Origin of the sequence: Neptunicoccus cionae (genome assembly GCF_002860325.1) — a bacterium.
In the GTDB taxonomy this organism is placed as follows: Bacteria; Pseudomonadota; Alphaproteobacteria; order Rhodobacterales; family Rhodobacteraceae; genus Amylibacter; species Amylibacter lutimaris.
The window spans coordinates 180,436-202,720 of record NZ_PKOJ01000005.1; the positions used below are offsets into that span (position 1 = coordinate 180,436).

The 22,285-nt window shown below is 55.8% G+C and carries 22 protein-coding genes; 7 read left to right on the forward strand and 15 right to left on the reverse strand.

Annotation, left to right across the window (positions count from 1 at the left end; genetic code table 11):
• Window positions 1–17 precede the first annotated feature (17 nt).
• A complete protein-coding gene (locus tag C0U40_RS13310) occupies window positions 18–587 on the reverse strand; it encodes a TetR/AcrR family transcriptional regulator (protein WP_101656284.1) in 570 nt (189 codons plus the stop codon).
• A gap of 107 nt (window positions 588–694) precedes the next feature.
• Between C0U40_RS13310 and C0U40_RS13315 the strand changes: the two genes are divergently transcribed.
• The gene (locus tag C0U40_RS13315; protein ID WP_101656285.1) at window positions 695–1,915 is read left to right on the forward strand and encodes a multidrug effflux MFS transporter; all 1,221 of its coding nucleotides are present in this window, start codon (window positions 695–697) and stop codon (window positions 1,913–1,915) included.
• Between the two features lie 63 nt (window positions 1,916–1,978).
• Here C0U40_RS13315 and C0U40_RS13320 read toward each other — a convergent pair whose 3' ends face one another.
• Genes C0U40_RS13320 through C0U40_RS13345 form a run of 6 tightly spaced genes read right to left on the reverse strand, consistent with a single transcriptional unit; the run spans window position 1,979 to window position 7,758 of the window.
• Entirely contained in the window at window positions 1,979–2,443 is a 465-nt protein-coding gene (locus C0U40_RS13320; protein ID WP_101656286.1) for an HAD family acid phosphatase, read from the reverse strand.
• Window positions 2,440–2,985, reverse strand: a complete 546-nt coding sequence (locus tag C0U40_RS13325; RefSeq protein WP_101656287.1) for a histidine phosphatase family protein — start codon at window positions 2,983–2,985, stop codon at window positions 2,440–2,442. Before C0U40_RS13325 ends, C0U40_RS13320 begins: the two co-directional genes overlap by 4 nt.
• Complete coding sequence (locus C0U40_RS13330; RefSeq protein WP_180957702.1) at window positions 2,982–4,049, reverse strand: MBL fold metallo-hydrolase; 1,068 nt, start codon at window positions 4,047–4,049, stop codon at window positions 2,982–2,984. Before C0U40_RS13330 ends, C0U40_RS13325 begins: the two co-directional genes overlap by 4 nt.
• Complete coding sequence (locus C0U40_RS13335; protein WP_101656288.1) at window positions 4,050–5,099, reverse strand: ABC transporter ATP-binding protein; 1,050 nt, start codon at window positions 5,097–5,099, stop codon at window positions 4,050–4,052.
• Window positions 5,087–6,790: an ABC transporter permease gene (locus C0U40_RS13340; protein ID WP_101656289.1), complete on the reverse strand. Its 1,704-nt coding sequence runs from the start codon at window positions 6,788–6,790 to the stop codon at window positions 5,087–5,089. The genes C0U40_RS13335 and C0U40_RS13340 overlap by 13 nt, the downstream gene beginning before the upstream one ends.
• Complete coding sequence (locus tag C0U40_RS13345; protein ID WP_101656290.1) at window positions 6,790–7,758, reverse strand: ABC transporter substrate-binding protein; 969 nt, start codon at window positions 7,756–7,758, stop codon at window positions 6,790–6,792. The genes C0U40_RS13340 and C0U40_RS13345 overlap by 1 nt, the downstream gene beginning before the upstream one ends.
• Before the next feature lie 168 nt (window positions 7,759–7,926).
• Between C0U40_RS13345 and C0U40_RS13350 the strand changes: the two genes are divergently transcribed.
• Window positions 7,927–8,694 (forward strand): DeoR/GlpR family DNA-binding transcription regulator, encoded by a 768-nt coding sequence (locus tag C0U40_RS13350; protein ID WP_101656291.1) that lies wholly within the window; start codon window positions 7,927–7,929, stop codon window positions 8,692–8,694.
• Between the two features lie 78 nt (window positions 8,695–8,772).
• Here the strand turns inward: C0U40_RS13350 and C0U40_RS13355 are convergent, their stop codons facing one another.
• Both C0U40_RS13355 and C0U40_RS13360 read right to left on the reverse strand, forming a co-directional pair.
• The gene (locus C0U40_RS13355; protein WP_101656292.1) at window positions 8,773–10,593 is read right to left on the reverse strand and encodes a hypothetical protein; all 1,821 of its coding nucleotides are present in this window, start codon (window positions 10,591–10,593) and stop codon (window positions 8,773–8,775) included.
• 451 nt (window positions 10,594–11,044) lie between these two features.
• Entirely contained in the window at window positions 11,045–11,950 is a 906-nt protein-coding gene (locus C0U40_RS13360; RefSeq protein ID WP_101656293.1) for a flagellar motor protein MotB, read from the reverse strand.
• A gap of 254 nt (window positions 11,951–12,204) precedes the next feature.
• On the opposite strand from C0U40_RS13360, the gene C0U40_RS13365 reads away from it, so the two are divergent.
• Genes C0U40_RS13365 through C0U40_RS13380 form a run of 4 tightly spaced genes read left to right on the forward strand, consistent with a single transcriptional unit; the run spans window position 12,205 to window position 15,908 of the window.
• Window positions 12,205–12,921 carry a sigma-70 family RNA polymerase sigma factor gene (locus C0U40_RS13365; RefSeq protein ID WP_101656294.1) on the forward strand — a complete coding sequence of 239 codons (717 nt, stop codon included), beginning with the start codon at window positions 12,205–12,207 and terminating at the stop codon, window positions 12,919–12,921.
• Between the two features lie 2 nt (window positions 12,922–12,923).
• Complete coding sequence (locus tag C0U40_RS13370) at window positions 12,924–14,600, forward strand: hypothetical protein (protein WP_101656295.1); 1,677 nt, start codon at window positions 12,924–12,926, stop codon at window positions 14,598–14,600.
• 12 nt (window positions 14,601–14,612) lie between these two features.
• Complete coding sequence (locus C0U40_RS13375; protein WP_101656296.1) at window positions 14,613–15,269, forward strand: flagellar hook assembly protein FlgD; 657 nt, start codon at window positions 14,613–14,615, stop codon at window positions 15,267–15,269.
• Between the two features lie 45 nt (window positions 15,270–15,314).
• Window positions 15,315–15,908, forward strand: coding sequence for a YcbK family protein (locus C0U40_RS13380; protein WP_101656297.1), 594 nt, complete (start codon window positions 15,315–15,317; stop codon window positions 15,906–15,908).
• A 31-nt stretch (window positions 15,909–15,939) separates the two neighbouring features.
• Here C0U40_RS13380 and C0U40_RS13385 read toward each other — a convergent pair whose 3' ends face one another.
• The 6 genes from C0U40_RS13385 to C0U40_RS13410 all read right to left on the reverse strand — a co-directional run bounded on the left by C0U40_RS13385 (window position 15,940) and on the right by C0U40_RS13410 (window position 20,368).
• A complete protein-coding gene (locus C0U40_RS13385; RefSeq protein WP_145991937.1) occupies window positions 15,940–16,362 on the reverse strand; it encodes a hypothetical protein in 423 nt (140 codons plus the stop codon).
• A 431-nt stretch (window positions 16,363–16,793) separates the two neighbouring features.
• Window positions 16,794–17,246 (reverse strand): hypothetical protein, encoded by a 453-nt coding sequence (locus C0U40_RS13390; protein WP_101656299.1) that lies wholly within the window; start codon window positions 17,244–17,246, stop codon window positions 16,794–16,796.
• A 14-nt stretch (window positions 17,247–17,260) separates the two neighbouring features.
• The gene (locus C0U40_RS13395; RefSeq protein ID WP_101656300.1) at window positions 17,261–18,028 is read right to left on the reverse strand and encodes a flagellar basal body L-ring protein FlgH; all 768 of its coding nucleotides are present in this window, start codon (window positions 18,026–18,028) and stop codon (window positions 17,261–17,263) included.
• A 76-nt stretch (window positions 18,029–18,104) separates the two neighbouring features.
• Window positions 18,105–18,797 carry a flagellar basal body P-ring formation chaperone FlgA gene (gene flgA, locus C0U40_RS13400; RefSeq protein ID WP_101656301.1) on the reverse strand — a complete coding sequence of 231 codons (693 nt, stop codon included), beginning with the start codon at window positions 18,795–18,797 and terminating at the stop codon, window positions 18,105–18,107.
• Window positions 18,797–19,579: a flagellar basal-body rod protein FlgG gene (gene flgG / locus C0U40_RS13405; RefSeq protein WP_101656302.1), complete on the reverse strand. Its 783-nt coding sequence runs from the start codon at window positions 19,577–19,579 to the stop codon at window positions 18,797–18,799. Before flgG ends, flgA begins: the two co-directional genes overlap by 1 nt.
• 48 nt (window positions 19,580–19,627) lie before the next feature.
• Window positions 19,628–20,368, reverse strand: coding sequence for a flagellar hook-basal body complex protein (locus C0U40_RS13410; RefSeq protein ID WP_101656303.1), 741 nt, complete (start codon window positions 20,366–20,368; stop codon window positions 19,628–19,630).
• 140 nt (window positions 20,369–20,508) lie between these two features.
• Here C0U40_RS13410 and C0U40_RS13415 point away from each other — a divergent pair, with 140 nt between their 5' ends.
• The gene (locus C0U40_RS13415; RefSeq protein ID WP_101656304.1) at window positions 20,509–22,266 is read left to right on the forward strand and encodes a hypothetical protein; all 1,758 of its coding nucleotides are present in this window, start codon (window positions 20,509–20,511) and stop codon (window positions 22,264–22,266) included.
• Window positions 22,267–22,285: the final 19 nt, after the last annotated feature.

Below are 22,285 nucleotides of genomic sequence, written 5' to 3' on the forward strand. Positions count from 1 at the left end.
CTGACTGCCGCTGCAAGTTAGTCGAAAATGTTCGACACAATCTCTCTGGCAAAGGCGGGGTTTAACGCTCCCCTATTTAGAAGCCGGTACCAGAAGGCGCCGTGAATCAGGGTTGAGATCGTTTCGGGATTGCGCGAGCTTGGCAGCTCTCCGGTGTCTTGCGCCCGCACCAGAAGAGCGGTGATCATCCTTTCCCGCGGCTTCACGAAACCGGCATGGAACGACGCCTGAAACCCGCTGTCATGCTGGGCTGCAGCAATCAGGGCGCGCAATGTATCGCCGTCAATTTCAAGATGGTTGAAGACATTGACAAGAAAGGTTTCAAGCAATGTGCGGCAGTCTTTATCGGTGTCGAAATCCGGTTCGGCCGCATAGTTGTGGGTCTCTTCGAACACCGCTTCAAGGATCAGATCGGCTTTGGTCGCCCAACGATTGTAAAGGGTCTGACGTGCCACGCCAGCGGCCTTCGCGATGGCTGCAATGGAAACATTGTCATACCCGTTCGCACGGACGAGCTGTAACGCAGCCGCCTTCAAAGCTTTGCCTGCTTCTGCATTCACCGGCCTTCCGCTGGCACCTTCACCCATTTTCCCACACCTTATGTCAACTGGTCACGAGACTTTGAATTGATTAATAGACTGCGGTCAAGTAATTAAAAATAGACTCAAGTCTATTAACTTACGCAGGTTCACCAATGACCCGAATTTCCCTGTTCCCCCGACGCGCTGCTGCGATCACAGCGGTCTTGGGCTTACTTTCACTTTTCCCGCCGCTGGCGACTGACATGTACCTTGCTGCCCTCGGTGATCTGGCTGAGTCCATGCGGGCCAGCCACACCGCGGCCGGGTTTTCGCTTTCTGTGTTCTTTCTTGGACTATGCGTTGGCCAGCTTTTGATTGGCCCGCTTACGGATGCCTACGGCCGCAAGGGGCCGCTTTTGGCGGGAACTGCCTTGTTTACCGCAACCTCCGTCGCCCTTCCCCTGATGAACGATATTGGCTGGTTTAATACGCTTCGCTTTGTGCAGGCAATCGGTGCAAGTGCGGGTATGGTTGTCGGGCGCGCCGTGGTGAAAGACTTGTACGAAGGCCAACGGGCGGCACAGGTGATGACAGTTCTGGTCATGTTGCTAACGCTTGGGCCGATCGTATCGCCGACCTTGGGCAGCCTGCTGCTCGGCAGCTTCGGATGGCGTGCAATCTTTGTTACCATGGCGCTTATCAGCGGTGCAGCTTTTGTGCTGTCTGTGGTTGTATTGCCCGAAACTCTGCCTGTTGCGAACCGAAAGTCACGTCCTTTTGTTCAGGGGTTTCACACCGCAAGGGTGTTACTGTCAAACGGGCGTTTCGTGACCATGGCCTTGGTGGCGGGGTTGGTCCAAGGGGGTATGTTTGCCTTCATCACAGGGTCTTCCGGTGTGTTGCAGGGGGTTTTCGGGTTAAGTGCCATTGCCTTTGGCGCAACCTTTGCCGGGGTCGCGGCGGCTTTGATTGTCTTCGGGCAGGTCAACGGTTTTCTCCTCCGTCGTTATAGCCCCGCGCAGATTTTACGCGCAGGACTTCCGTTGTTTGTTGCTGCGGCCCTGACACTGGTTTTTGTCTCTGGAACCACGTCTTTGTGGACCTTTATTGTACCGCTCTGGATCTCGATTGGCATGGTGGGTTTGCTGTCTGCCAATGCCATGTCGATCACGATGGAGCTTGCAGATGCGGGGGCGGGCATGGGGTCTGCATTGCTGGGGGCCTGTCAGTTTGCCATCGCATTCACAATATCATCCTGTGTTGCGATCGGCGGGACAGCGACGGCCCTGCCGATGACGCTTGGCCTGTTCGTGCCCGCCGGTCTTGCAACCCTTTTGTTCTTCGGCTCTGCACACAGGACCTCGGCACCCGAACCGGCACAAACGGCCGTCTAATACCAAAGCGGCAAGGTGCAGATTGAACGGGTCCGGCAGGTATCGCATCCTCCGGACCCTGTTCTAGAAATCTCCGGGTGCACATTGAAGGCAAACGAGCCCTTCGCCGCGCCATGCTTCAACGACCGAAGAGCGGTCATCAACCACCAGCCACGGCTTGAAGCCGTCCGCTTTCATTTCGCTGAGCGCACGGCGTTTCACTTCCGGATCAGAGGCTTCGTCCTGATCTTCTGCCCGCAGATAGATCCCGTCAAACGGCAGGTCGTGTTTGCGAAGCCATGCGATTGTGTGTTCGGCCCAGCCCTTTGGCCGCCCCGAACAGATGACAATGGTCTCACCGCTTTCCTTCAGCCGGCGCATCAGTTTTGCAATCGGATCGATCAAAGCCGCATCCGCCATCGCGCAATGAAAATCATCCCAGTGTTTTTCAACGCCATGTACAAGATGGCCAAGCCGGTCCGCATCAAATTCGGCCAATGTGCCATCTACATCAAACACGACACAGGGGGTTGCTGTTGCTTGGGTCATAAGGTCTTTTCCATCATTCTATTGTCTGCCCTGTGAAACAGGAGCGGTGTTGCATTGGGGGGGCGCTGGCCGACATCGCCTGTCGTCCAGAGCACACGGGCCGCGCGGATTATGCCCGAGTGACACACCAGAACAGGCAGCACCCCGTCAGAGGCAGCGCAGATTTCAGTGATCGTTTCCTGCACCCGCGCCAGCATATCCGGCCAGCTTTCGCCCTGGTCCGGTGTGGTCTCTCTCTCGGGCTGTCTGCAAAGGGGCTGGCCCTCGAACACGCCCCAGTTGCGTTCGCATAATCCGGCGTGCTGCGTGAAGCTGCTGTCCGGAAAAGCAAGCTGTGCAGTATGGCACGCCCGTGCCATCGGGCTGGCGTAAAGCGCGATCGGCTCCGGCCAGTTCCGTCCCGAGAGTGCCTGCGCCTGATCGCGGCCCTTTTGCGTCAGGGGTACATCCGTCACCCCCGCGATGATGTCGTTGGCATTTGCCGTCGTTTCGCCGTGGCGGATCAGACAGAAGCTTCGGGGTGGCAAGGGGGCGCAGTTCACAGCCGCACCCGATCATGAAAGAACACTTCCGCATCCAGCCCTTCAACAAGGTAGCTTTCGGGTTGTGTGCAAAAGGCAGGGGCGAAACGCTTTGCCCCAAGACGTTCCAGCATCCTGATCTGGTCGCGCAGCGGAGGGTGGACGTTCCAGCGTTGGAAGTACCCTCCCGGCACGCTGCAAATGCCCCGTGCATGGGCTGTCATATGGCCGGTAAAGATCACATGGGCATCCCGGCCCAAACGCCCGCTTTCGTGCCACGCCCGTACATAGCCCCAAGCCGCGCCACCATCCGCGTTCGGTGTGTCACAAATCAGAAACCGCGCCTGTTCCATTGGACCACGATCCAGCAGCGGGGCGATCTTGTGGGCGTCTTCGCTCACCGTGCCACTGGCCAGAGCAGCCCGCAGCGTCTCCTGACATTCAGGGTCCAGCATCACGCTGTCACAACCAAAATGCCGGATCAGATGCAGGGCCATCTCGCCTGCCCGCCCTGATGGCGGTACAGGCAAAAGAACTTGACCTTCCACCCCGTCCAGCAACGCATTCAGCGCCTTGAGGCGTTCGGACTGGGGCACATCATCAAGGTGATAGGAGCAGTCCAGCACAGCCGTTGCAGCAGCAGGTGGTGTATCAAAAGAAAACCAGTCCGACTCTTCCGACCAGTCGCCGGAATAGAACAACCCGTCCCCCAGATCAAAGTGCAGCCAGACCCCGCCCATCGCGTGACCGTTGCGCCCCGTGGTTATTTTGACCCCGTCAATCACGCTCTGCCCCTGTTCGGGCAGCAAGTGCACATTGGCCGCCGGTGGCAGCGCCTTGGCGGTTTGGGCCGTGGCATAGATCGGCAAACCGGCTTCAACCGCATGGGACGCACCGCCGATGTGATCGATGTGGTCATGGGTAATGAAAACGGCTTCTGCCCCGTCCAGCCAGTCGGGATCAAAATGCGCGTTGGCTTCGGGCCCGAAACCGCAATCAAGCAGCCAGATCCGATCGTTCACAGTCAGTTGCACGCATGCAGGGCCCTTGTCCCCGATGCCCGAGAGAAGTTGTATTGTCTGCATTTAGTCCTCTGAAAAAGCCCAAGGTGTTGTGATGGTCAGGCCCAGTTGTGCCCCGACATCAAAGCGGGCGCGCGTTTCTGCAAACAGGCGGGCGCCGCAGTCGGTCACGGTTTCCAGCAGGTATTTCCCGCCCATATAGGTAACACGCGCAACCTTGCTGCGCAGATCACCGGTTTCGGTGATTGTCAGGTTTTCAGGGCGCAGGCAGACGTGGCTGACCCGCGACTCCTGTTGTGCCGACTGCACGGCAACCTCTGCCCCCAGAATCCGTGCCTGTTGTGCTGTACCGTCGGTTCTGAACTGCTGCACCGGCACCACCGTGCCGCGTCCGACGAACTCTGCCACAAAGCGGTTTTTGGGACGTTCATAGAGGTTCTGGGGGGTGTCAAACTGTTGGATACGCCCTTGGTCCATCACGGCAATCCTGTCGGCCATTGCCATTGCCTCGGCCTGATCATGGGTAACATAAACCATCGTCGCGCCGGTGCGTTTGTGAAAATCGGTAAAGACCCCCTGCATCGTCGCGCGTAGCGCCACATCCAGATTGGCAAGCGGTTCGTCCAGCAGGACGGCACAGGGATCCGACACAAGGCAGCGGGCCAATGCTACCCTCTGGCGCTGCCCGCCTGACAGATCGGACGGCATACGGTCTGCATAATCTTCAAGCCCGGTCGAGGCGAGCGCCGCGTCCGTGTGCCTGCGGATTTCAGCCCGTGACAGACCGCGGATTTCCAGCGGATAGGACACGTTGCGGCGCACCGACATATGGGGCCACAGCGCATAGGACTGGAACACAAATCCGATGTTCCGCTGTTCGGGCGGAAGGTTCGCGCCGCTGTCCGCGTTGGCCATTTCGCGGCTGCCGATACGGATGCGCCCCTCAGTTGGTTCTTCAAAGCCTGCAAGTATACGCAGGAGCGTGGTTTTCCCGCAGCCCGACGGTCCCAACAGTGCGATAAACTCGCCATCGTCAAACCGCGTTGTGATGTCTTGCAACGCAGGCGTGCCTGCAAATGTCTTACCAACCGAAGACAGGTCTATGTCTGCCATGGGACAACTCCTTTGGGGAAACGGCGGGAGAAAAGCTGGATCAGGGCCATCAGGACCACGACCACCAGAACGATGGTCATAGCCAGGGCGCTGGCCATGCCGGTCTCGCCGCTGTCATCAAGATTGAATATCACCACGCCAAGCGTCTCGGTGCCCGAGGACCACAAAAGCGCGGAAACTGTAAGTTCGTTAAACGCCGTAAGGAAGACGAGGATCGCCCCCGCCGCTGCCGCCGGGGCCGAAAGCGGAAAGATCACATCACGCAAGCGCCGGTAAAGTGACGCCCCGACCGATTGGGCGGCTTCGTCCATAGCCGGATCAAACTGCTTCAGGCTGGCCTGAACCGGACGGAACATAACCGCGAAGAAACGGGCGATATAGGCCAGAAAGATGATCCAGATCGTGCCGTAAAGCGTGGCTTCGGTGAAAGGAAGCTTGATCAACAGAAGGATCATCGCGATGGACAGCACCACCCCCGGCAGCGCGTAAGGCAGATCAAGCAGGCTGTCGAACAGACGTGCCAGACGGGTCTGGCGCCGCTCCATCAGCCACGCCAGAGGCAGGCATATTGCCATCAACGCAACAGAGGCACCTGCCGCCAGACCGAAAGAATTGGTAAAGGCCCGCGATGTGACCGGCTGGCGGAACATAACCTCGTACCAGGACGCAAGGGTCACCGTATCAAGGCGCAGCGACACGCCATAGGCTGGCACCAGCGACGTGGCCAGAAGTCCGAACATCGGCAGGACGAGAATTGCAAAGACCACCGCCCAGAGACAGATTTCAACTGGCAGGCGCGCGGCGCCAAGTGGCAGGGCCAGCGGTCTGGAGGTACTGCCCACAAGGTGCAGTTTCTGACGGCTTTGAAAGAGCCGTTGCACAAGAATGCCCGCCACGGCCACCGCCCCGATCAGCATGGCAAGAACCGACACTTCAGCGAGCACTGTCGTCCCCATGCCGGCAAGCTTTTGATAGACGAGGGTGGGCAAAGTCGCATAACCGGCAGGTATGCCGAGCATGGCAGGTATGCCGAAATTCCCAAGCGCGGTTACAAAGGTTATTGCCGTGCCAGCAGCCAGACTCGGCAGCGTCAGAGGCATCACCACCTGCCACCATGTCCGCAAACCCCGCGCGCCACTGATGCGGGCGGCCTCGACCACGTCCTGTGGGATCGCGCGCAAACCGGCACGAAGAGTCAGAAAAATGATCGACATATGCTGGATGCCCAGAAGAAAGATGATCCCTTCAGGCGAATACAGGGGCTGCTTCGCACCAAGTGGTGGCGCAATTCCTAGCGTTTTCAAAAGAACCGACGACGGTCCCATGATCTGGGTCCACGACAGGGCCGTAATCTGCGGGGGGATCATCATCGGAATCATCAGGCAGAAAACCAGAGCCGCCTTGGCGCGCAAATCCGTCAGCGCGACCAGAAAGGCGAAGGCAGAACCCAACACCAGAGAGACCAGAGTGCCAAAACCGGCTGTAACCAGAGAATGCTTCAGTGCGCTGAGCGTTGACGGCTGTGCCAGCACATCACGCATCAAGCCAAGACTGGGGCTGCCCTGATCCGTGACGCCTTCCACAAAAAGGCGCAGTACCGGGGCAAGCGTCAGGCAGATCGCAAGGACCAGAATAGCAGAGAGCAGCCGGGCCTCGGACCGGCTGCCTCCATGATTTTGCGTGGCGCTCATCATTGTGCGCCGAAAAGCTCTGCGAACTTGGCTTTGTTAGCCTCTGCATTTGCAAGAGCCTCGGCCGGGTCGAAGGCCATCAGCTTGATTTCTTCGCGGGACGGGAAACCTTCTGGCACACCCATGCCGTTACGGGCAGGAATATAGCCCATGTCGAGCACAAGGTTCTGGCCAGCGTCGCTCAGCAGGAAGTCGACAAATTTCTGTGCACCTTCCACGTTCTTGGCGGAGGACATGATCGCCACAGGCTCTGTTACATAAGACACGCCCTCTTCAGGGAACACAAAATCCACAGGGGATCCGTCGGCTTTGTTCCGGATGGCAAGGAAGTCCACGACCATGCCATAAGGTTTTTCACCGGAGGCAACGGCTTTGAATGTGCCACCGTTTCCACCCTGCGCACGGGCCTCATTTGCGGCCAGATTTTCGTAATAGCTCCAACCCAGCGTTTCATCGCCGGTCAGGGTTGCGAGGTGGATCAGGGCCGCGCCGGAATAGAGCGGCGAAGGCATTGCAATTTGCCCTTTGATCGCATCATCCGAAAGGTCTTTCCACGATGTCGGAGCGGTTTCGATACCTGTGTTGTAAACGATACCCGTAGTGATCAGTTTGGTGGAGTGGTAGTAACCTTCACCGGAATAGAGAGTGGCATCATATTCAGCGGCTTCAGGGGATTGATAGGCGGTCAGCAGATCTTCCTGCGCCATACCTTCCAGCGTTACGGTATCAGCGATCAAAAGGACATCCGGCTGGGGGTTGCCTGCTTCGATTTCGGCGCGCAGGCGGGCCATCAGTTTGGTGGTGCCATCGCGGACCCATTCAACTTCGGTGCCCGGATTTGCGGCCATAAAGGCGTCGACAGTCCGCTGCGCATCAGCATTCGGCTGCGAGGTGTAAAGGGTAATGGTATCGGCCATGGCAGTACTGGCCAAGAGCGCGAAAGCGGCGGTGGTGATGAAGGACTTCATAGGGCTCTCCTGGAATTTTTTCTTTCGAACGAAAGGTTTTCACAGGTGGCCTTATCCATGAGGAATCTAACAGTTTTGCTACAAAAAGTTAAAAGTTTTAATTATATTGCAGGGGTTTAGAGTTTTTCCTAACCTCCCGCAAAATTTGATATTTTTCGAAGGAAAACTATTGTGCGACGGGACGTTACCCAAAGACGGGATGAAATCATCGCGTTATTGTCCGAAAACGGGTCTCTTTCAGCCGCCGATCTTTCGGCGCAACTTTCTGTGTCGGTGCAGACAATACGCACGGATTTGCGCAATCTGGACGAGGCCGGATTTGTGCAGCGCCGCAACGGCAGGGTGCAACTGCGCCAGCAGGGTGAAAACATCGGATACCTGCCCCGCGAAGGCATTTCACGGCAGGAAAAACAGCGCATCGCTCTGGCTGTCAAAACCCTGATTCCCGATCGCGCGCGTATGGCGCTTGGCACCGGTACAACGGTGGAAACATGCGCGCGGTTTCTGGCCTCTCATAAAGACCTGTTCGTGGCATCCAACAGCATCCATGCTGTCTGCGCTCTGCAACATGCGCCCGGCGTTGTGGTTGAACTGGCCGGCGGTGCCGTGCGAATGCGGGATCTGGACATGATCGGCGCATCCGCGCTTGAATTCTTTGACAAATACTGCGTGGATTATGCGGTCTTCAGCTGCGGTGGCCTGTCAAAATCCGGCAGGGTGATGGACTACAACTCTGACGAAGTTACGGCCCGCAAGGCCATCGCGAAATCTGCGCGAAAAAGCATACTGGTTTTAGACAGCACCAAAAGCGGACTGGAACTGGCCTGTCAGACCGGACACGTCTGGGATTACGATATTGTGGTGACTGGCGCAGTTTTACCCGAACCGGTTTTACAAAACTGCGCCCGCCATGACTGTGTGGTCATTCAGGTTTAGGCACGGGGTGTTTGACCGGATAACGGAACCCTAACAAAGCAAACACAGGGTCATCCGGCTGCGAGTTGCCTTCTTGCGTCAGACAATCTTCAGATGCTCTTTCTTGTTTGTCTGCTTTGCTTTCCAGTCCTTATACGCCTCCCAATGCTCGATCAGAAGGGTCAGCGTTTCCCGCCGGCTTAAGGATTTTCGGCGCCCCCGCACCAGATTGCGCAGGTTCAAAACCGGATTGCCGCGTTCAAGGTTCGTGCCGTATTCAATCCCGTCAAGAAACTCGGCGCCCCATTCATTGTGATCCCGTTGCACGCGATAAATGAAATAAGTCATCACCCCCGCAGACCCCAGTTCCTTCATACCGCTGCGGCGCGATCGAGAGAAACCGGCCGCAAGATCGGGGTGTTCTTTCAAAGTGTTGAGGATTTCAGTCGCTGACGGACTGTTGCCCGATCCAGTTAACGGCAGAGCGTTGTCTTGTTTCCACTGAAGTTTGGCCGCAGCCGCAAGAACACGGTCGTCCACCCGATTACCTGCACGCCGGACCGTCCGTTTGGCATGAGTGTCAAAAGTCGCAAAAGCCTGTTCGGGAATTCCGGTCGCAATCGGGACATCAATAGCGGTATCGGCCTCGATTATCGCATGCAACCTGTGTTGCCCGTTCAGCAGACGCGGTGCTTTGCTGTTGTCCTGCAGCAAGGGATTTTCGGTGAAGCAGATGGGTTGCGCGTTCATCATCCAGTTGGAACTCAGAATATCGCGCTTGATCATTGCGATATGGTTTTTCTGAATTTCGCGGTTCCCAGTATTAAATCGCAACCAGTCCCGCGCCATGTCAGGTGTCACGGTCATCATTTTGACTTGCTCGACGCCGTTGTCTGTTTCCGCGCCCCGTTTGACCTGTTCGTCCGTGCGCCCGCCAAATTCGTCGGTTTCGGAAAAAGTGTCATACCGCCCTTCCCGCAAACCGGGATAGCCTGTCATGGTCGGCAACCCGAGATTGGGCGGAGCCTGCGCAATCAGCGCAGCCTTGCTCAGCGGTTGTCCGTTTTCATCCAAAGGCGTGTCGCCAAAATCTTTTTTCCAGATATAGTTTTTGGATACCTTCTTGCCTTCGATGTGGTCGTTAAAGGCCAGTATGGCCAAAGCAAGGATTTCATCAACATTCAGGCCCATGCCGTTCTGTTCCAGAATGCTGGTCTGCATGCTGAACATTCCGGGCGGTGAATCCAGACCGGAGGTCGCATTCGGGCCAAGCTCACGCAGGAAGCTCATTAATTCCGCCTTATGACCGGCGCGCAGCGCCATGTAGATCAGGACGGGGCGCGCCGTAGAGTGCAAACGTGTGCCGCGCACTTTTTCGGAAATGTCCCGCGCTTCCAGAATTTCGGGATTTGCGTCCAGAACACGATCATATCGGGAGTAGCTGATCGGCGGATTTTCACGTCCCAAACTTCCGTTTTCTATGCGGATCAACTTGGACATTGTACGCTGGACCTTACCAGCTTCGCGGATACCCCGGCTTTCAAGAATGCCGGGGTACGACCTGCGGCGATGTTGGTCGATCGTATGCAAGGTATCCGCCCGCACCCCCCGTGCGACGATGGTCTTGAACGGGGTTTTCGCCTTGATACAGGCGTTCAGGCGTTGGATGCCGTCAATAACACGGTCTTCTTCGTCAAAAATGACGGGCTGGCCGTTTAATATCCACGCACCGTTTTCCATTGCTTGCGCATAAGTGGCGACAGCTTTGCTGTCGGGCGTCCGGCTGACACCCTGCTCCAATATACGGGCGGCAATATCCGGTGTGATTTCTTCCACATCAAAGCGCAGGCGGTTAGCGGCCGCAGCGGTCGGAGACGCGTCATCCACGTTGTAATCGGGATTCTTTTTTTCTAACGACATAAACTGTCTTCCTCCGCATTATCCCCAAACACCGGGATATACAGCCACTCTTTACTCGGGTCGTTGCGACCTCGATCGGGTAGGCCCGTTCTATTCAAGTCCGCAACGATAATTCGCACCTTGCATCTGCGCATTTTGGCAGCAGCCGAAAATTCCTGAAATCTTACTGCTTTTCATGCGCTTGCCTTCTTCAGTTCACATCAAACTGAAAGGATATTAATTCGAAGTTAACACTATTCAAGCAAATCGGAAGAAATCCGTTGCTGTGGGCGATTTAAAGCCAGTAATTGCGGTCAAACTTAGGCTTTTTATAGGTAAAAATGGATTCGGCTTTGAAATTGCCATTGTCTGATTTCAGGCGCAACGATGCCTTCTGCGCTTCAGGATAAGGCAAAAAATTGCTGAAAAGCCAGAGTTTTATTCGTTATTTCACAGATCAAAGACCGGTGGATCACTCGGTCCATTGTTGCGGCGGAAGGGTCAGATCTATGGTTACGCGCCGGTTGCGGGCGTCTTTGGGATCCGTTTTTATCAATGGCGATGCCGCTGCCACGCCGGCAACGCTTACGATCCGATGCGAGGCAATCCCCTTGTCCAGCATGGCGCGCCGCATGGCATTGGCGCGGTCAGTCGACAGTTCCCAGTTACCATATCCGTCAGAGGTGCGGAACGGATGGGCATCGGTATGACCTGTGATACGGATTTCAAGCGGCAGTTCTGCGATGGCCGGTGCCAGTTCTCCGAGAATGTCCAGCAGTTCCTCGCTGGGTCGAGCGCTGGCTGTGTCAAACATCGGACGTTCGCCAAGGTCGATGATTTCCACGGTCATCCCGTCTTCTTTGAGAGAAACCATCAGATTGTCGGAAAGAGCTTTGAGCTCCGGCGTCGTAGCAAAGCTTTCCTCTATCTGGTATTGAGCCGCGGCCAATTGTTGTTCGAGCGTTTGTTCAGCCTCTTCTTCGGGCTTGGTTGTTTCCTGATCCAGTTCAAGCCACGGATTAACCGCACCCGTGCGCGTTTCCGAAGAATCTTCGTCCATCGGGCCGACTTCTTGCGGGCCGGTCGGGGTGGAGGCCGCCACGGGATCCAGCTCGCTTTCAGGCTCCTTGCGCGCGGTGATCTCTGTCCCGATGCCGCTGATTTCCACCAACGGCACTGCAGCCGGTGTGAAATAATCTGCAAGACCGCGAAGTTGCTCTTCGTCTGATCCTGACAGAATCCATAGCAGAAGGAAAAATGCCATAAGTGCGGTCATGAAATCCGCATAGGCCACCTTCCAGTTGCCGCCGTGATGGCCCTTCACCGCTTTTTTCGGCCTTTTTATTATGATGGCATGGTTGTCATGGTTCGAAATCATAATCGCCTGATGTCCTGCTTTTGCCCGTTGTGACCATTTTTTGCCAATGGTTCTATTTGGCTAACGTAGTTCCATAAGACTTGCGAAAAAACATAAAATAGCCCAACTTCGAAAATACACCTCCAATCATGGGGGAAATACAACGATCGGGCGGAAACATCCGCCCGGCATGAGGTCAAAGGGTACGGTGCTACGGGAGATTTCCGCGCAGGCGGGTTTTCTGACAGCACCCGATAAAGAATTTGGGCAAGCATATGCGGGATAGCGCCGCGATTGTTTCAGGCAATGATCGTGGCGAAACTAACGGATGTCTCAGGGCGCATGCGGTCACTTATGACCCGCAAACCCTGACGCAAATAGTAACTGAAAACCTGTCCAAGGTTCAGTCAATGGCGCGAAGTATGGCGCGCACACGGGAACTGCAAGACGATCTTGTTTCAGCGGGTGTCGAGGCGATGCTGAAATCCCTGTCAAACTATGTGCCAATACCCGGCGTTCCGTTCTTTGCTTATGCGAAAATGTTTGTGCGATCATCCATGCAACGGGAGGCCGCCTTTCTGGCCCAACTGGTTGATATTCCCGAACTGCACCTGCGCAATGCAAGAAATGGCCGGATGGCCGCGCCCGAAGCCGCCTTGGTGCGAGAGGCGCAATATGTTTCCGATATTGATGACATGTTTGAAACGACAAGTGACCAGCCAAGCCACACGGCGGAATCCTCGTTAGTTAACAAAGATGTAGCCGAGCATTCGGCACGTATGATCAAACTTGCGGTCAAGGCTCTGAATGCGGAAGAAACGGAAATCATTCGTGCCCGTTTCCTAGAAGAAGAACCGGTAGATGAAGTGGCCGCCAGACTTGACATTTCGCCCGAAAAAATGCGAAAAATTGAACAACGCGCAAGATCCCGCATGAAGACTTTCTTGCTTAAACGTGGCGTTACAGCGGGTTTCATGAATTCGGAGAACTGACAGTGATAGCCTTCCCTCTCCTTGCGCAAATCCTGCCAGCCACTGTTGGTTCGGCCGCGCAAGCAGACGGGAACGGCAATTTTGAACAGCTTCTCGATACGGGTAAATTACCGGAACTGAAGACTCTTGTTCCCACCGCTCCCCTACCGGACGGAGAGGTCGAAGCAGAGGCAGACACCGTCACCGGAGAAGATGTCGCGATCCCCGTTGAAGCAGAGGAAACCGATACACCCGACCCGCTTGAAACGGTTGATCGAACCGTCCCGCAAACCGCTTCGAAATCCGCGACTCCATTGCAGGGTACGCCGGAAATAGAGTTGCCGCAGCCGAAAGAGATTGCGCAAGCTGCACCTCTGGAAGGGTCGGGCCCATTGCCGGTTGAGGTGGCGCCAGCCTCTCCGTCCGAGCGTCCGGAGCCTGTTCGCAAAGGCGTTTTGGAAGTTGCCAGTGACAAAATAGTCACGGCAGGACCGCAGCTTAAGGTGCCCGAACCTGCTGTCACACCGCAAGCTCAGCTTGAAGTGGCGGAAAACCCGACAAAAGCCTTGCCTGTAGACACCGCTGCTTCTGCGCCACAGGAAAGTGTGATTTCAGCACCTACCGACTTGGAAATTAACGGGCTCCTGGATCCTGCGGCACCCGACAACCAAACCGCCCCCGAACCCGACAAACAGACCACCCCCGAAAAAGAAATCGCCAGTTCCTTACCGGCATTAGCTCCGTCCTCTGACGTCGAGTTACCCGAAACTGCGGTGGTGGAGCCGGTCGTCAACACAGACGCGGACGTGGAAGTGGCGATTTTGACATCTGGGCAAGCCGCACCGCTACCGGCAACGCCACAACAAAACCAACCCGTCCCATCGGAACAAACCGCTGACCTCCCGCCGGTCATGCCTGCTTTGGACGTGCCCCAAGATCGCAAGGCGGTTGATCGGGACATCCAGACTTCTACAAATCCCGAGCCGCGCTCAGCCTCCGTTAAAAATCCCGAGGTGATATCGGTCACAAGAACCGGAGAGACGGTTCAGGTGGAGCTTGCCAAGACCAAAAATCCTGTGGCGGGTGAGACGTTCTCACAACAGCTTTCCAAGCCGCAGCCGGAAGTTTCTGCACCGGAAAGCGGATTGGCCAAGGTCCAATCGACAGGGGAGCCGACTACAATTGTTGCGCCCCAGCCCCTCCGTCCCGTCCTTGCCCCTGTGCAACCGGCTCCGGAACTGCAAACCGCGCCCGCTCCACAACCGACAAAATCCCCGATTGTACGGCAGGTTATGGAGCAACTGGTTCAATATCCAACCGAGGGCGGGGTTGCGACCATCCGCCTGAAGCCCCACGGCATGGGCGTCATCGAAATTTCGGTCGATCGTGCAAAAGACGGTGGGTTGAACGTTGATATGCGGGTGCAAAACCCGCTGGTGCTGGACGCAATGCGGGCAGAGCGTGGCGCGATTTCCCATTTGTTCCAACCCACAGGAACCACAGCGGGCGGTACACTTTCGATGGATCTCTTCCAATCCGGCGCGGGCACGGGCCGCGAGGAACAGCACCGCCAGAACCCGCCTTCGGAATCCAAAACGTCCAGTGATACACAGGCCGACCCCGAACATGCGGAGGATCCCGCCTTGCCCCTTCGCAGCAGACAGACACGCGCCTCCGGTGCTGTAAACATTTTAACCTGACAGGTCACAGATATGAGCATTACATCTATTTCCAGCGCATCGGTCACAGGGACAGCGGAAAGCTCCTTGTCCCAACTTTCCGACGATTACGAGACCTTCCTGAACCTGCTTGTGGCGCAAATTCAGAATCAGGATCCGTTGGAACCGTTGGATGCGACTGAATTTATCTCGCAAATCGCAACCCTGACCCAAGTCGAGCAAACGGTGAATACCAATTCCCAGCTGGAGCAGTTGCGCTCCACTCTCGCACTGACGGCTTCCATGTCCGAAGCCACACTGATCGGGCGCACAGTTACCGTTCCGGCCAGCGCGGTAGAGCTGGATGCAACCGGAACCCCCGTTACCTTCAGCTATGAGATTGAGGGCGAAGCCTCCTCGGCCACGGCAATCATCAGTGATGCGGACGGGAATGTCTTGCGCTTGATCGAAGACCTGCCGGGAACTGCGGGTGTGTTGAATGAGGTGTCCTGGGACGGGCTGGACGACAGCGGCACCCTTTTGCCAGCGGGGATTTACACCATCTCGATGGCCGCACAGGATGCGACGGGCGGGTATAACACTTACATCCGCGATCGGGTGGCATCGGTTTCCTATGTCGGCGGCGAACAGTTGCTTAACCTTGAAAACGGTTTGGAAGCTAGTAGCGGAGAGATCGTCAAGATCGAGTAACAACGTGCTCAAGAGTTTGCGAAAAATGTTATTAAGGGGGGACATATGATTTCGAGACGCAGGATCATTTGTAGCGGTCTTGCCAGCGCCCTTTTGCCTGTCCTTCCGGCTTTCGCGGATGACGGGCTGAATATACCCGAACCGGTACGCAAGAATAGCAAACTTGACCAACTGGTTCCGCTGATCGAACCCTATCTTGATCTTTACAATCCCCATACGAAAGAACGCGAAAAGGTCCGTTTCTTCGGCGCTTCCGGATACGATCTGGCCGCCGTCAACAAAATTAACCACCTGCTGCGGGACTGGCGGCAGGATCAGGTCGTGCAGATGGATGTACGCCTATATTGGGGACTAGCCGCCATCCGCACCGCGGCTGTGCGGGATGGCCTGACCGGAGAAATCCAGATCAATTCCGGCTTTCGCACGAAAAGAACCAACGACTATCTGCGCAGTGAAGGTTATCGCCCCGCGGTAAATTCACTGCACCTGCGCGGCAGAGCAGTGGATTTCGTGGTAAAAGGCGGTGATGTAGCCAATGTAGCGCGATACGCCCAGTGGTTGGAGATCGGTGGCACCGGACATTACCGCGGGCGCTTCATCCATGTGGATTCCGGCGACCGCAGGGTCTGGTTCGGTTAGATCCCGTTAAAGTTTGCGAAAAATATTCTGATCAGAAATGCAGATGGGCAAGCGGGGTCGTCATGATTGCGGTAACACCCTGTATCATGGCCAGATAGGAACTACGCATCTGTTGCTGGCTGGCAAACCCTTCAAATCCCGAAGCCTCGCCCCGCCATACCGGTAAAAGACTGCTTGTTTTTGGCGCTTTCAAAGGTTTCTCGGCCCGATATTCAGCCAACGCACCACCATTATTGCGGGTGACACGAATGCCATCGCACAGGCCGGGCCGGTTGAAATCCAGAATGTAGCCGTCCTCTGATTCCAGCCAGATTCCCTTGTGATACAAGCTTTCCGCGCTTTCCTGCCGGGTCACCCGACCGGAAACAACACGCCAGTCCGGTTGCTTGCCGCTAGCTTCCTTAACATCCGAAAAAGCATCCAGCGCAAGAACGGTCATATCCAGAACGGGCATTGGCGCCCCCTGACCTTGCGCTCCGCGATTGAGAAAATTCGAAAGCGGTTGGCAAAAGTTCACTACAGCCTGTGCCGCCCGTTCAATCTGGGTGTGCCGGGAAGCAGCCGGCATTTCCTGTGACATTGGTTCTACATGACCAATAGCACTGAAAGACCTGTCCGAAACTGCATGTTTGTAAGGGGCGGATCGCACGGGGTAGGACAATTCGGGCATATTCTTCTCGGGTATTCGGCGGATTAAAGGCAAATGTAAAACGGCGAGTCAGCACAATTAATTTGTGCCATGCAAAAAATTAATTTTCAAACAATTTTGACACGCAAAGGTAGAGTTTTTACATAAATTTTACAACGTAACGTTTGTCAAACAATTTCACCCTTTAAAGGGGCATGCAACCTCGCGCCAGCCCGGATTCATTACGTCGGAAAGAACTACAGTCCAGTTTGATAAAGAGCCGCGTTTTCGATGGAAATACCTGAAAAACCGTGCCGGTTTGCCATAAGCCCGAGCGCATGATTAACAGCCGGAATGACCTTTTCACTTTGCCTCACAAGAGGAAATGATCCCGCCGCAGTCGCCAGCCGCAGGGTTGTGTCCCTAAGATACTGAAGGTCCGGTACTTCGTTAGAAGCGGAAATCACGCCAAGGCGGGCATCAAAGATCAGGGTCCCGCGCCCGACCACGTTGATCGTCATCTTTTCAAGCGTGATTTCAGTGGTGTTTTGCTGCTTTTCCTTAGGGGGAGCTGCGAACAGCATTCCCTCAACTGTAAACCCCAGACCGCCCCCGGCACCAAGGCACACCAGCAAGAGAACGGCGAGAAGACCAAACCGCAATTTGCCAGCCCCACCATTTTTGGTGCCCTTGAAGAATATCCTGCGCATTATTTTGTGCTGCCTTAATACGGAAGAATGACGTCCAGAACATCCTCGCCATAACGGGGTGTTTGTACACGGGACAGCTGACCCTTCCCGCCATAGGAAATTCGGGCCTCTGCAATTTTCTCGTAAGGGATCGCATTGCTCATATCCACATCAACGGGGCGGATGATACCTGCAACACGCAACTCGCGCAGTTCGTTGTTCACCTTCACTTCCTGACGGCCGGCAATAACCATGTTGTTATTGGCAAGGCGACGGATAATCATTACCGCCACTTTCAGGCTGACTTTCTCGTTGCGCGCAATGCTTCCCTGTCCCCGCGATGTGCTGCCGGATGACAGATCGATGATAGAGCCCGTTGGCAGATCATCTTCATTGATGCCGGGCAGGATCGCATCCAGTTTGCTGCCGTATCCAAGGAAAGTAGACCCGTCGATTTCATTCCCTGAAGAACGTGACCTGCGAGATTCGTTTTCCAATTCCGCTTCATCGTCGATTTCGATCAGAACGGTTAGAATATCACCGACGCGCGATGCACGATGATCGCCGAAAAATCCGGTGGAGCCGGTCTGCCACAAGGAGGAAGCCTCTGCCCGTTGCGGAATCCGGACCGGTTCCGGTTCGGGCATGGGCACATGCACCACGCTGGCCTCGGGCATGACGATTTCGCTCACTTCGATCTCGGACATTTCCGGATTGCGGTGTTCTTTATACTGGTCGCAGGCGGCAAGGCCGAAGCACGATAAAAATAGGATTTTCGCAAATTTACGGGACTTCTGTCTCATTGCTGTCTCTTTGTTGCTCCGCGAATATCTTCGGGATGTTCCTGTCTTGGTTCCTGTCATCCGGTCCGCCCGCACCTTACGGCACCACTTCGACCAAACCTTCTCTCACCACGGTTGCTGTCAGAGCTACGTTGGAGCTCAGGTTTACTATGCGCACGTCATCGCCTTTCGCCCCGTCTTCAAGCGATTTCCCGGGCGCGCTGAGGTTCAACCCCCCTTTCGAAAGCACAATCGTCACCTTGTCGCCCCGTTCGATGACTAGCGGTTCCGAAAGCGATCCCTCAAGAACCGGACGCCCTTCCAAAAGGATTCTGCGGGATTCCATTCCTACGATATCCTGCTGTTTCCGCAGGGATTTGGAAGGCAGGGTATTCAGGGCGATTTCAATCGTGCGGAAATCCCTTTCGCTAAGCAATGTCCCTGCCGGAATACGACGCACGGGCACGTAAACCGGAACCGCGACAATTGCCTGTCCGCGAAAACCGATACCCTCCCCTTCGGTCGTGATCAGCCGCGTCGCAAACATGCCGGAACGGGGATCGAAGGAAAATCCTTCCAGCCGCGCCCCCTTTTCCGGTAAGCCCCTTGGCAGTTTCAGCTCGATACGACCGTCTTCGGGAATGTCCTGCAGGCTGGCTACCAACAGTTGCTCTTCCACAAGAAGAGAAACCGGAGTGCCTGCAAAAAGGTGATCGTCCGCCTGTAGCATGCCGCCCCAGCACACCAGCAGAAACGCCATAACGGCTTGGATCACACGCGTCGTTGCCATTATCGGATCTGGTTGGCCGTCTGCATCATTTCGTCAGCTGCTTTCAAGGCTTTCGCCCCGAGCTCATAGCTGCGTTGTGCCGTGATCAGGTCGGTCATCTGTTTGATCGGATCAACGTTCGAGTTTTCAAGATAGCCCTGACGCAGAATGCCATAAGCTTCGTCGCCGGGGTTGCCGACCATCGGCTCACCGGAGGCTGCCGTCTCAAGCAGGAGGTTGTTCCCGATAGGCTTCAGACCGGCATCATTGATGAATGTGGCGAGAGTCAGTTGCCCGATCTCGTCGGGTTCGATTGCATTGGCAGTATAAGCGAGAACCAGACCTTCTTGCGTAATTTCGATTTCCTGCACATCGTCCGGCACCACAAGCGCAGGTTCCACCAGGTTGCCATCCAATGTTACGATTTCGCCCTCGGGTGACAGGATCAGGTTGCCTGCGCGGCTGTAAGCCGTGCTTCCGTCTGCGCGGGTGATAATGAAGTAACCGTCCCCGTCAATCGCAAGGTCAAGCTGGTTGTCCGTTTGCACCAGACCGCCCTGTGTATTGAGGCGTACAACACCTGTCGCGTGCACACCAAGCCCGATATCAACCCCGACGGGCCGGACTGTGCCATCCGCATTGGCGGCCCCTTCCCGTTCCAGCGTCTGATAAATCAGGTCGGAAAATGTCGCGCGGCCTGCCTTGTACCCTGTGGTATTGGCGTTGGCGATGTTGTTGGCAATCACGTCAACGTTAATCTGTTGCGCCTGCATACCTGTTGCTGCAATTCCAAGGGTCTTCATTGTGGTCTCCGCTTAACGTATTATTTTTCGCAAATGTTTTGCGCAGGATTATTTCGGGGCCAGGCTACTTAAGGTCTGCTTACGCAGATCATCGCCAATATTCGCCAGATTCATGGAGCTTTCGTATTCCCGTTGAAGGGTGATCATGCGTGACATCTCCAGAATCGGGTTCACGTTCGACTTTTCAACGAAACCTTGTGCCATTTGCGGCTCCAATACAGGAACGAGTGCAACAGCCCCGTCGCGCGGCGCCAGTTTCGCCCCGCCAACTTGTGCCCAATTGTCCACGTTATCCGCTTGAAACACACCGATCCGGGCGATTTCTTCGCCTCTGGCGTCGGTGATCATTCCGTCCTTCGCAATCTCTATTGAACCGGAACCCGGTGGAATATTGATCGGCGCACCGCCTTCATCCAGAACCAGATCGCCTGTCAGCGTAACCAGATCCCCTTGACCGTTCATAACAAAATTACCGGCGCGCCCCAATGCGGTCTGACTTGTCGCTGTCTGGAAACCGAACCACCCGCTGCCGGTTAACGCGACATCCAGCGCGTTGGACGTCTTCACCAACACCCCTTCTTCAAGGTTCGCATATGTGCCGCCGTCGATCGCATAGGACATCTGCCGCAGGTCGTCTTTTGTATTGGTGTCAGAGATCATGCTTTCGAACACCGAAGTGGAGGCGCGAAATCCGTCGGTATTTGCGTTCGCCACGTTATTGGCCGCAACATCCGTAGCGCGCTGAAGCAGGGCTGCACGGGAAATGGCAAGATATGCAATATTATCCATAAGATGCAGGTCTCCGTATCGGGTGATTATTTCCGGTTGATCTGTGCCAACATCATAAACTATACATTATGTTGTGTTTTCGCATAACCCTAGAAATGCGAAAAATTAAAAAAGATACCGGAAAAAGGGCTGGTAAATCCGTGCATCAGTTTGCCCACTACCGAATGATATTTGCCGCCCGACGGTTTTTCGGGCTGGTTGCGGTTGTGGCGGGGCTGATCGGGACGGCATCCAACCCTACGTATGCAGCGGATAAAACACCACAACATATAGGGATGGAAGTGCCGCCCCTTCCGGAGTCTCAACTCGACACACGGTTTGAAAACACACAGTTTAATGCGGCGCAGCAGGCTTTTTCGGCGAATTTTGCGACTGCTGAACCGGCCCAACGTTCGACAGCAGCACTGGATTATGCCCAGTTCCTTATCAGCTGGATGATGCTTCCCGAAGCACAAGATTTAGTAGAGTTCAGTCTTAACGGTGCGAAGCAGGACGAAAGCGAACGCGCGCGGGCTTATATGTCCATGATTGACATCCTTTCCGGCGATCAAACGGCAGATAAAGAGATTCCGGCGGCCATGGGATTGGATCCTGTCTGGCCGGTTGTAGCCGGATTGTCGGCAGGCGATTCTATTGAAACCGATTTGCTGCGGTCTGCGTCCACACGACTTGAGCGGCACAGTCCGGCAGTCGCCGGTCGCCTTGTGCCGGTGCTCTTTGATGCAGCAGTTGCGAATAAAGATCTGGATTTTGCAAGAAGCCTTCTAAATGCTTCGGAAATGGGTACAGACCTTGCCGGAACGTCACAGATGCTGCTGATGCGCGGGCTTCTGGCGCGCGCAGAGCGGCAAAACCAGAATGCCTTTGATTTTTTTGCATGGGCATCAGAGCATCAGGACCGCGCAGCAGCACAGGCGCGGATCGAGCTGGCCGATATGGCGCTTGAAAACCCCGATCGCGCGGTGCGGGAACGCGTGCGGGATTTGCTGGTAGAAGGCCTGGCCCGCTGGCGCGGCGACGCGCTGGCGCTAAGAATGCGCGCCTTGCTGGCGCGGGTTTCCGAAGATCTCGGGGATGCGGAAACCGCAATCCTTTCCATGGCATCGCTGCACGCCGACCACCCCGAAACCCCCGAAGCAGAATTGGCAGAACGACGGATCGCTGTAATATTGGGTCAAATGGCAGAGGCGATCGAGGCAGACGCTATGAGCCTGCCGGACTCTCTGGCCATGGTGCGACGTCTTGAGCCATACATGAGCGCCCATACACAGCGGGTAGAGGTTCGCGGTGCTCTGGCCGGACGTTTCGCGCGGGCAGGGCTGACAGTCGCTGCCGAAGCTGAATACGCAGATATTTGGGACGGGTTGCTGGAACAAGAGCAAGCCGAAATCTCCCCTGCCCTGCTGGACCGGTTGTTGCTGGAACAGGCAAGGCGGTACCAGCGGGAAGACATTCCTGCTGCCGCAAGAAATTCGATCGCCCGCCGTCCGGCGGAACGCGTGAAAGACCTTGATCCAGAATTTGCGAAAATTGAACTTCTGGCCGGCGGAACACCGGAAAACGAAGGCGACGTAAAGGTATCGCTTGAAGTGGGACGCTACGCTTTAAGCAAAAACAATGAGGACGCAGCACTTTCCGCACTCTCGCGGGCAGGCGTGCTGCCGTCCGCAGAAGGTATTCACGCCGCCCGCATCGCGGCTGCTCGTGGGCAGTCCGATGTATCTGGCTACTTGCAAAATCTTACCGGCGACTCGCGCGAAAAAGTGGCGCGGCTCACCACAATCCGGGCCGCAGAAGCGCCCCAAATTTCCCCGCTTTCGGTAGAAGCTGCACGCGGGATTGTTGAGCGGGCCACATCGGCTCTTGAGGCGGTTGCGGCGTTAAACACGTCCGACTGAAGGAAGAATAACAGAACCG

Excerpts from the sequence above, each read along its gene's own strand:
- C0U40_RS13310 (WP_101656284.1), bottom strand. The coding sequence starts at position 587 with ATGGGTGAAGGTGCCAGCGGAAGGCCGGTGAATGCAGAAGCAGGCAAA.
- C0U40_RS13335 (WP_101656288.1), bottom strand. The coding sequence starts at position 5,099 with ATGGCAGACATAGACCTGTCTTCGGTTGGTAAGACATTTGCAGGCACG.
- C0U40_RS13390 (WP_101656299.1), bottom strand. The coding sequence starts at position 17,246 with ATGCGCAGGATATTCTTCAAGGGCACCAAAAATGGTGGGGCTGGCAAA.
- flgG (WP_101656302.1), bottom strand. The coding sequence starts at position 19,579 with ATGAAGACCCTTGGAATTGCAGCAACAGGTATGCAGGCGCAACAGATT.
- C0U40_RS13345 (WP_101656290.1), bottom strand. The coding sequence starts at position 7,758 with ATGAAGTCCTTCATCACCACCGCCGCTTTCGCGCTCTTGGCCAGTACT.
- C0U40_RS13315 (WP_101656285.1), top strand. The coding sequence starts at position 695 with ATGACCCGAATTTCCCTGTTCCCCCGACGCGCTGCTGCGATCACAGCG.
- C0U40_RS13375 (WP_101656296.1), top strand. The coding sequence starts at position 14,613 with ATGAGCATTACATCTATTTCCAGCGCATCGGTCACAGGGACAGCGGAA.
- flgA (WP_101656301.1), bottom strand. The coding sequence starts at position 18,797 with ATGGCAACGACGCGTGTGATCCAAGCCGTTATGGCGTTTCTGCTGGTG.
- C0U40_RS13365 (WP_101656294.1), top strand. The coding sequence starts at position 12,205 with ATGCGGGATAGCGCCGCGATTGTTTCAGGCAATGATCGTGGCGAAACT.
- C0U40_RS13320 (WP_101656286.1), bottom strand. The coding sequence starts at position 2,443 with ATGACCCAAGCAACAGCAACCCCCTGTGTCGTGTTTGATGTAGATGGC.
- C0U40_RS13330 (WP_180957702.1), bottom strand. The coding sequence starts at position 4,049 with ATGCAGACAATACAACTTCTCTCGGGCATCGGGGACAAGGGCCCTGCA.
- C0U40_RS13340 (WP_101656289.1), bottom strand. The coding sequence starts at position 6,790 with ATGAGCGCCACGCAAAATCATGGAGGCAGCCGGTCCGAGGCCCGGCTG.
- C0U40_RS13395 (WP_101656300.1), bottom strand. The coding sequence starts at position 18,028 with ATGAGACAGAAGTCCCGTAAATTTGCGAAAATCCTATTTTTATCGTGC.
- C0U40_RS13385 (WP_145991937.1), bottom strand. The coding sequence starts at position 16,362 with ATGCCCGTTCTGGATATGACCGTTCTTGCGCTGGATGCTTTTTCGGAT.
- C0U40_RS13355 (WP_101656292.1), bottom strand. The coding sequence starts at position 10,593 with ATGTCGTTAGAAAAAAAGAATCCCGATTACAACGTGGATGACGCGTCT.
- C0U40_RS13380 (WP_101656297.1), top strand. The coding sequence starts at position 15,315 with ATGATTTCGAGACGCAGGATCATTTGTAGCGGTCTTGCCAGCGCCCTT.
- C0U40_RS13410 (WP_101656303.1), bottom strand. The coding sequence starts at position 20,368 with ATGGATAATATTGCATATCTTGCCATTTCCCGTGCAGCCCTGCTTCAG.
- C0U40_RS13360 (WP_101656293.1), bottom strand. The coding sequence starts at position 11,950 with ATGATTTCGAACCATGACAACCATGCCATCATAATAAAAAGGCCGAAA.